Source organism: Arthrobacter sp. JCM 19049 (assembly GCF_001310435.1).
Genome location: NZ_BAXF01000112.1, coordinates 1 through 6,011, shown reverse-complemented (window position 1 = coordinate 6,011; position 6,011 = coordinate 1). Strand labels below are relative to the sequence as shown.

At 65.2% G+C, this 6,011-nt stretch carries 4 protein-coding genes and 2 pseudogenes; 3 read left to right on the top strand and 3 right to left on the bottom strand.

Annotation, left to right across the window (positions count from 1 at the left end; translation table 11 throughout):
* Positions 1 to 222 precede the first annotated feature (222 nt).
* Positions 223 to 723 (bottom strand): extracellular solute-binding protein, encoded by a 501-nt coding sequence (locus JCM19049_RS19275; RefSeq protein ID WP_279402672.1) that lies wholly within the window; start codon positions 721 to 723, stop codon positions 223 to 225.
* 14 nt (positions 724 to 737) lie between these two features.
* The gene (locus JCM19049_RS19270) at positions 738 to 1,346 is read right to left on the bottom strand and encodes a hypothetical protein (RefSeq protein WP_279402671.1); all 609 of its coding nucleotides are present in this window, start codon (positions 1,344 to 1,346) and stop codon (positions 738 to 740) included.
* A 260-nt stretch (positions 1,347 to 1,606) separates the two neighbouring features.
* Here JCM19049_RS19270 and JCM19049_RS07185 point away from each other — a divergent pair.
* The 3 genes and pseudogenes from JCM19049_RS07185 (at position 1,607) to JCM19049_RS07175 (ending at position 5,631) form a co-directional block, all read left to right on the top strand.
* Positions 1,607 to 2,079, top strand: a pseudogene (locus tag JCM19049_RS07185) (Lrp/AsnC family transcriptional regulator).
* Positions 2,076 to 3,458 carry an aspartate aminotransferase family protein gene (locus JCM19049_RS07180; protein WP_054821243.1) on the top strand — a complete coding sequence of 461 codons (1,383 nt, stop codon included), beginning with the start codon at positions 2,076 to 2,078 and terminating at the stop codon, positions 3,456 to 3,458. Before JCM19049_RS07185 ends, JCM19049_RS07180 begins: the two are co-directional and overlap by 4 nt.
* A gap of 191 nt (positions 3,459 to 3,649) precedes the next feature.
* Positions 3,650 to 5,631, top strand: a pseudogene (locus JCM19049_RS07175) (acyl-CoA dehydrogenase family protein).
* Between the two features lie 19 nt (positions 5,632 to 5,650).
* Here the strand turns inward: JCM19049_RS07175 and JCM19049_RS07170 are convergent.
* The coding region (locus tag JCM19049_RS07170; RefSeq protein WP_279402670.1) for a helix-turn-helix domain-containing protein at positions 5,651 to 6,011 on the bottom strand (361 nt) is incomplete at its 5' end.

Sequence of the window (6,011 nt, the reverse complement as noted above, 5' to 3'; positions counted from 1 at the left end):
CGCCCAGCACCCCGCGCCGGGTCATCTGTGCTTCGGCAATCGCCCGGGAAAGCGCGCGCCGCTGCCCTGCCTGGTGTTGTGCACGAGACATTACGAATCTGCTCCCCTCGGCTTCTTAAGCCCCGATGGCACTTTGAAATTCGGAACTGAAGCTGGTTTCCTCCTCAGGCTCCAAAGATCGGAAGGCGAAGGCACGGTTGAGGTCTTCCTCAGTGGGGAAGATCAGCGGGTTGTCCACCAGTTCCGGATCAATGGACTGCATGGCTTCGCGGCCCCCACGACCGGGGAAATGAAGTTCACGTACGCCGCAACCTCGGCGGCCACCTGCGGTTCGTAGTAGAAGTTCATCAACTTCTCGGCGTTGGCCTTGTGGGGTGCGGCAATGGGCACCATCATGTTGTCGCTCCACAGGGTGCCGCCGGCTTCGGGCAGCACGAACTCCCACTGGTCGTCGTTCTCGAAGTTCATCTGCACGATGTCCCCGGACCACACGATCCCGGCAATCGCATCCCCGGAGATGAAGTCCTCCTTGTACGCGTTGCCCTTGACCTGGCGGATCTGGCCGTTGGAAATGTTCTGGCGCAGGGTATCCAGGGCGGTACCGAACTCCGATTCGCCCCACTGCCCCGAGATGTCCACGCCGTTGTCGAGCATCAGCAGTCCCATGGTGTCGCGCATTTCATCCAACACGGTGATCCGGCCCTTCAGCTCCGGCTGCCACAGGTCGGCAACGGTTTTCAGGCCCTTGGGGAAACGCTTCTTGTTCCAGCGATGCCGGCGTAGCCGGACTGCCAGGTCAGTGAGTGCTTGCGTCCGGGGTCAAAGTCCACCTCCTGCAGGTTGGGCAGCAGGTTGGAGATGTTCGGGATGTTGGCGTGATCCAGTTCCTGGGTGTAGCCCTGGCGGATCAGCCGGGCACTCATCCAGTCGGTGAGGGTGAAGATGTCCTGGCCAATGTCCTGGCTCGCGGCCAGCTGGCCCTGCACCTTGCCGTAGTAGGTGTCGTTGCCGTCGATGTCCTCGGAGTAGTTCACCTTGATGCCGGTGTCCTTGGTGAACTGCAGCAGGGTGGGATACTTCTTGGTCTTGTCGTCGTAGTCCAGGTACAGCGTCCAGTTGGCCCAGTTCACGACCTTTTCGGAGTCGGACAGATCGGTGACGTCCACCGGCGCCGCCGAGGTTCCCCCTCCGGTGCCGCTGGTGCCGCAGGCTGCCAGCAGACCGGTGAGTCCCAACGCGCCGGCGGCCCCCAGCACCGAACGGCGGGACATGGAGCGGGCGGCCAGGGTCTGGGCCAGCGCCCTGATCTGTGGATCTTCAGGCAGTCGTCTTTGCGAGTGAGACATGGGCTTCCCTTCATCAGCAAGGTCCACGGGGAACTGTGTCGTGCACCACAGTCGTTGGTGCCGCTTATCCTTTCAGCATTTCCGGCGCGAAACAAGAGCCAAACGAAAGAATCCTTTACGTGCCCGAAAGGGTGCAACGAAATCATTTTCTCCATAGCCTTCCGCAACTGATTTAGTCGCTGTATGGTCGGGAATACACCTCAGTGCCGCGGCCGGGTGGCAACGGCGCTTCCAGCAATGACCGGGGAGGTCGATATTTAATGACGGTGCCGCACAACGGAAGTACCCCCCACGCAATTGACGAAATTTCCAAGGAGATTATCGAGCAGCTGCAGGAGGACGGGCGTCGCTCCTATGCGGCTATCGGCAAGGCCGTGGGCCTGAGTGAAGCCGCTGTCCGGCAGCGGGTACAAAAACTGGTCGAAAGCCGCGTGATGCAGATCGTGGCGGTCACCGACCGCTGGAACTGGGCTTCACCCGCCAGGCCATGATCGGCATCGTCGCCTCCCAAGACATCAACACCACAGCGGATCGCATCGCGGCCCTGCCCGAGGTCGACTACTGCGTGGTCACCGCCGGTCCATCGGACATCCTGGCGGAAGTCATCTGCGCCAACGACGAGGACCTGCTTCGCGTCGTCGCCAACATCAGGGGCATCGAAGGGGTCAAAAGCACCACCACCTTCATGTACCTCTCGCTAAAGAAACAGGAATACAACTGGGGAACGAGATGAGCACAACTCCACGCGGCACAGACCGCCAACAAGCCGCCCGCGACCACCTGTGGATGCACATGGCCCGCCATTCACACCTGGCCTCCGGGGGCACCGTCCCGGTCATTACCCGGGGCGAAGGCCACAACATCTACGACGATGCGGGCAAGGAATACTTTGACGGGCTCTCGGGCCTGTTCGTGGTCAACGCCGGACACGGCCGCACGGAACTGGCCGAGGTCATGGCCAAGCAGGCCGAAAAGTTGGCCTTCATGCCGCTGTGGTCCTACGCCCACGAACCGGCCATTGACCTGGCCGAGCGCCTGGCCGGCTACGCTCCGGGCGACCTGAACCGCGTTTTCTTCACCACCGGCGGCGGTGAGGCGGTCGAATCCGCGTTCAAGCTGGCCAAACAGCACTTCAAGATGAAGGGCAAGCCGGGCAAGACGAAGGTGATTTCCCGTGCCCTGGCCTACCACGGCACCCCGCAGGGGGCGCTGGCCATCACCTCGCTGCCGGACATGAAGACCCCGTTCGAGCCGCTGGTGCCCGGCACCTTCCGGGTACCGAACACGAACTTCTACCGCGCCCCGGAAATGTTTGCCGACAATGAAAAGGACTTCGGGTTGTGGGCCGCCGAACGGATCCGCGAGGCCATCGAGTTCGAAGGCCCCGATTCGGTTGCCGCCGTGTTCCTGGAGCCGGTGCAGAACTCCGGGGGCTGCTTCCCGCCTCCCCCGGGCTACTTCGAACGCGTGCGTGAAATCTGCGACGAGTACGACGTGCTGCTGGTCTCGGATGAAACCATCTGCGCCTTCGGCCGCATCGGCTCCATGTTCGCGTGCAATGATTTTGGCTACGTCCCGGACATCATCACCAGCGCCAAGGCGCTGACCAGCGGCTACGTCCCGCTGGGCGTCATGATCGCCTCGGATCGGTTGTTCGAGCCATTCACCAAGGGCGACACCACCTTCTACCACGGCTACACCTTCGGCGGTCACCCGGTGGCGGCCGCGGTGGCGATGGCGAACCTGGACATCTTTGAACGCGAATCGCTGAACGAGAACGTGAAGAACAACGCGGAGAAGTTCAAGGAAACCCTCTCCAAGCTCACCGATCTTGACATCGTCGGCGACGTGCGCGGGGCCGGTTACTTCTACGGGATCGAGCTGGTCAAGGACAAGAGCACCAAGGAGACCTTCAACGACGAGGAATCCGAGCGGCTGCTGCGCCAGTACCTGACCCCGGCCCTGTGGGAGGCCGGCCTGTACTGCCGCGCCGATGACCGCGGCGACCCGGTGATCCAGCTGGCCCCGCCGATCACCATCGGCCAAAGCGAATTCGACTACATCGAATCCACGCTGCGTTCGGTCCTGGCCGAGGCCTCCAGCAAGATCTAGGTCCTGGACCCCAACCCCGGCGGCCGCTCCACTGCTGGAGCGGCCCGCCGGGCTGCATCCGGCCTTGGGTTGTTGGGTCCTGGGTCGGCGCTACCCCTACCCCAGGGGCCGGTTCGGCGCTAGGCTTGGGGCACCTCATCGGTCTGGCAGTCTGCCGCCGGCAGATTGCGCGCTGGTACTAAGGATCTGCCATGAACCAACAAGCCGGATTGAACCACGTCGACGCGGCCCGCTCCCGGGAAGTCGCCGAAGCCTCCCGCGAACAGGACTGGCAGCGGCCCAGTTTCGCCAAGGGCCTGTACATGGGGATGTCGATTTCTCCCTCATCGACCCGTTCCCACAACCCGACCCGGACGCCGCCGCACGCGGCGCCCACTTCCTCTCCCGGCTCGATGCCCTGGTGCAGAACATCGATGCGGCCCGCATCGAGGCCGAGGCCCGCATCCCGGATGAAACCATCGCCGGGCTGCGCGGCATCGGAGCGTTCGGGATGAAGATCCCCACCGAATACGGCGGACTGGGCCTGAGCCTGCTGGACTACGGCCGGGCGCTGATGCGCATCGGCTCGGTCTCCCCGCTATCGGGCGCTGGTCTCGGCCCACCAGTCCATCGGGGTGCCCGAACCGGTCAAGAGCTTTGGCACCGAGCAGCAGAAGCGCACCTACCTGCCGCGTTGCGCCGCCGGGGCGATCAGCGCCTTTCTGCTGACCGAGAATGACGTCGGCTCCGACCCGGCCCGCCTGGGCACCAAGGCCCGGCTCAGCGAGGACGGGGAGCACTACATCCTGGACGGCGCGAAGCTGTGGACCACCAACGGGGTGGTGGCCGAGCTGCTGGTGGTCATGGCCGCCGTCGCCCCGCATGAGGCCACCGGCTCCCAGCCGGCTGGCCGCGGCGGGATCACCGCGTTCGTGGTGGAGGCGGACAGCGCCGGAATCACCGTGGAGAACCGCAACGCCTTCATGGGCCTACGCGGAATTGAGAACGGGGTCACCCGATTCCACGGGGTCAAGGTGCCGGTGGCAACCGGTTGGGCAAGGAGGGCAGCGGGCTGAAGATCGCGTTGAGCACGCTGAACACCGGCCGGCTTTCCATTCCGGCCATGTGCGCCGGGGCCGGAAAGTGGGCAACCAAGATTGCCCGGGAGTGGTCCGCGGCACGCGTGCAGTGGGGCCACCCGATCGGCCGGCACCAGGCGGTGGCCTCCAAGCTGTCCTACATCGCCGCCAGCACCTACGCCCTGGAGTCGGTCTTTGAACTTTCCGCCTCACTGGCCGATGCCGGGATGAAGGACGTGCGCATCGAGGCGGCACTGGCCAAGCTCTACAGTTCGGAGGTTTCCTGCAAGATTGCCGACGAGCTGCTGCAGATCCGCGGCGGACGCGGTTACGAGACGGCCGCATCCCTGGCCGAGCGCGGCGAGCGCGCGGTGCCGGTGGAACAGCTGGTGCGGGACCTGCGAATCAACCGGATCTTCGAGGGCTCCACCGAAATCATGCACCTGCTCATTGCCCGTGAGGCGGTGGACGCGCACCTGCAGGCCGCCGGGGACCTGGCCCGGTCGGATTCGAGCATGGAGCAGAAGGCGAAGGCCGCGCTGGGGGCCTCGGGGTTCTACGCCAAATGGCTGCCCCAGCTGGCGCTGGGCTCCGGGAACCTGCCCACCGCCTATTCGGGACACGGTCCGCTGGCCCGGCACCTGCGCTATGTGGAACGCGCCTCGCGGCGCATTGCCCGCCAAACGTTTGCGGGCATGGCCCGCTGGCAGGCGGCCATGGAACGCCAGCAGAACTTCCTGGGGCACATCGTGGACATTGGCGCCGAACTGTTCGCCATGGCGGCGGTAATCTCCAAGACCCACGCCCTGCAGGAGGCCCAGGACGGCCGGCACGATGCGGCGCTGGCCCTGGCGGAGGCATTCTGCGAGCAGGCGACGCTGCGCTGCGAGGAGCATTTCGAGCGCCTGTGGCGGAACACGACGCAAACCGATGACAAGCTGGCCCAGCGGCTGCTGGACGGTGACTTCAGCTGGCTGGAGGAGGGCGTGCATGACGTCTCCGCGGGCACCGGGCCATGGATCGCGGACTGGTCCCAGCAGCAGCGGCCCGATGCCCGACGGCTCTACGGGCCCGGTGCGGGCCAGGCGGAACCCACCGCCGACGCCAACGGCTAGGACCAGGCGGCGCCGGGAGCTAGCCGTGCAGCCGGTACCACATCAGTGCCACCTGCAGGCTGGCCCGGGATTCGGCGCTTTCCAGCGATAGCCCCAGCTTGTCCTCCAGCTTGGCCAGCCGGGCGTAGAGGGTGGGGCGTGAGAGGTACCCGGCCTTGGCCAGCGCGGACTTGTTCCCGCCGTGGCGCAGGTAGAGCTCGAGCAGTTCCAGCCCCTCCACGTCCAGGGGCTGCAGCACCCCGGAAAGCTCGGTGTGGGCGAAGCTGCGCATCCTGGCGTCCTGGCCCATAGCCGCCAGCACCCCGCGCAGGCGCAGGTCCGCGAACCGGTAGTAGGGCTGGGCGCGGTGGCAGGTTCGGCACGATCTCGGCCACCTGCGC

What these genes read in the sequence shown, in the direction of transcription:
- JCM19049_RS19270 (WP_279402671.1), bottom strand. Translation starts at nt 1,346, where the DNA reads ATGTCTCACTCGCAAAGACGACTGCCTGAAGATCCACAGATCAGGGCG.
- JCM19049_RS07180 (WP_054821243.1), top strand. Translation starts at nt 2,076, where the DNA reads ATGAGCACAACTCCACGCGGCACAGACCGCCAACAAGCCGCCCGCGAC.